Raw genomic sequence first — 2,510 nt, forward strand, 5'->3', positions numbered from 1 at the left:
GCTCGGCGACGTCGCCCACGGGGACCTGGAAGGTGCGGAACGCGGCCACCTCGGGCGCGCCCCGCGCGGAGGCCTCCGCGCGCAGCACCTCCTCCACCAGCGGCGTCTGGTCCAGCACGAACGCCGCCGAGGCCAGCGCCGGCCCGGCCGGGCCGTCCTCGAGCAGGTAGCCGGCGACCTTGAAGAACCGCCGCGGCACCCGCACCCCGCGGTACTCCGGGTCGTCGTCGGCGAAGACCGGCCCGGTGACGACGACCAGGCGGGCGTCGTGCTCGCGGGCGTGGGCCAGGACGTGGTCCTCCAGCCCCAGCCACAGCTCCTCGGACTGGTTGAACCCGGCCGCCTGCGGGGCGGCGTTGGCGTAGCTGAAGGTGTCGGCGTTCGCCCGCCGCGCCACCTCCGGCGCCCCCCACACCGGGTCGCGCCGGCGCACGAGGTGGCCGCGGTCGAAGTCGTTGCGGGAGTAGAGCTCCGCGCCGGCCTGCTCGTGCGGGCCGACGCGCGGGTCGAGGAACCAGCGGTCCCCGCCGCGCTCGACGTCGCGCAGCGCGGCGCCGTCGACGGCGACGACGGTGGCCGCCGCCAGGCGCCGGTCCGGGCGCAGCACCACGGAGAAGTGCGTGTACGGCAGGACGACGACCTCGGTGCCGTCCACGGGCAGCGGCACGGGCACCAGCGGTCCGGGCGCCAGGAAGGCCGGGTCGTAGCCGGCGCGGCCGTCCAGCTCGGCGCGCGAGGGGCCGGCCGCGCTCGCCGCGGGGGCACCGGCCCCGGGCGCACCGGCCGCGGGCGGGGTGGCGGTGGGCGTCTCGCTCATGGCCCCACCCTGCACCCGTCCTCGGACACGGCGTGCGACCGGCGACGACGCCGGGGTGACGGCGGGGTGTCGATCCGGTGCCCGAACCCACCGTCCGCCACCCCTTGTGCGCGCAGGGTCATCGGTGGTCGCATGACGTCACAGCTGTCCCACAGGTCTCGATCCTCTGGAGTCGCAGTGCCCCTCACCTCCCCCCGTCCCGCGCGCGGCCGCCGACGCCCGCGCGCCCTCGGCCTCGCCCTCGCCGGCGCCCTGGCGGTCACCGGCGTCGCCGGCCTGTCCGGCGCGAGCGCGGCCCCCGCGGGCGCGGACGCCGCGCAGCTTCCCGGCCCGGCCGTCCCCGGCGGCCTGCGCACCGGCTTCGAGTTGTCCGGCGGCGCCGCCTGGACCACCCTGGAGCAGGAGCAGGGGTTCCTGCAGGCGCTGGACGCCTCCAGCCGCCGCCTGACCGTCACCGAGGTCGGCCGCACGGCCCAGGACCGCCCGCTGCAGCTGGTGGCCGTGGGCGCCCCGGCCCCCGCCTCCGCCGCGGCGATCGCCCGCGGCAGCTCGGTGCTCTTCTCCTGCACCCAGCACGGCGACGAGCCCAGCGGGCGCGAGGCGTGCCTGTCGCTGGCGCGCGACCTGGCCACCACCACCGACCGCGCGACGCTGGAGTTCCTGCGCCGCACCACCGTGCTGTTCGTGCCGACGGTGAACCCCGACGGGGTGGCCGCGAACACGCGGCAGAACTCCGAGGGCGTCGACGTCAACCGCGACCACGTGCTGCTGCGCACCGCCGAGGCGCGGCTGCTCGCGCAGCTGCAGCGCGACCTGCGCCCGGACGTGCTGCACGACCTGCACGAGTACGGCACCACCCCGGGCACCTACGACCGCGACCTCATCGCCCTGTGGCCGCGCAACCGCAACGTGGACCCGCGCGTGCACGAGCTGTCCCAGGAGCTCACCGAGCAGGAGGTGCTGCCGGCGGTGGAGGAGGGCGGGAACTCCACCGGGATCTACGGCTACTACTACGACGCCGACGGCAACGTCGTGGCCCAGCAGGCCGGCGACGGGCAGGAGCGCATCCTGCGCAACACCGCGGGCCTGCGGCACTCCCTGGGCATCCTCGTGGAGGCGTCCGACGACCCGGCGGACGAGCTGGAGCAGGCCAACCCGGCGCTGCTGAACCAGCGGCGGGTGAGCACCCAGATCACCGCTGCGCGCGCCACCCTGGGCATGGTCGCCGAGCGGCGCGCCGAGATCGCCGACGCCACCGCGGCCTCCGCGATCCGCAGCGCGCTGGAGCGCGGGCCGGTCTCGTTCGCCGGCGCGGACAACGCCCTGCCCGCGCCGGACCAGGTGGACCTGGACCCGCCGTGCGGGTACCGCCTGAGCGCGCAGCAGGCCGCCGACGCGGCGCGGACCCTGGCGCTGCAGGGCGTCCGGACCCAGGCCCAGCCCGACGGGACGGTGTACGTGCCGGCCGCGCAGGAGGCGCGCGACCTGGTGCACCTGCTGCTCGACGAGCGCGCCCAGGAGGAGCTGACCGTCGGCGAGCCGGTCGACTGCGCCTGACGCCCCGGTCCCCCCGGCCGCCGCGCGGCGTAGGAACGCGACGGCGCGCACGGAGACCAGCAGCAGGGTCAGCAGCAGGTCGAGCCCGACGGTGGTGTTCAGCCCCTGCACGCCTCAGCCGCCGGTGGTCAGCAGG

The 2,510-nt window shown here is 77.1% G+C and carries 2 protein-coding genes; one reads left to right on the plus strand and one right to left on the minus strand.

The window, feature by feature from the left end; translation table 11 throughout:
• The coding region (locus tag ACRYR7_RS25160; RefSeq protein ID WP_432575105.1) for a DNA/RNA non-specific endonuclease at positions 1-817 on the minus strand (817 nt) is incomplete at its 3' end.
• Between the two features lie 177 nt (positions 818-994).
• On the opposite strand from ACRYR7_RS25160, the gene ACRYR7_RS25165 reads away from it, so the two are divergent.
• On the plus strand, positions 995-2,374 hold the full coding sequence (locus ACRYR7_RS25165) for a M14 family zinc carboxypeptidase (protein WP_432575106.1): 1,380 nt from the start codon (positions 995-997) through the stop codon (positions 2,372-2,374).
• The last annotated feature ends 136 nt before the right edge of the window (positions 2,375-2,510 follow it).

Origin of the sequence: Kineococcus gurbantunggutensis, assembly GCF_050871925.1 — a bacterium.
Classification (GTDB): domain Bacteria; phylum Actinomycetota; class Actinomycetes; order Actinomycetales; family Kineococcaceae; genus Kineococcus.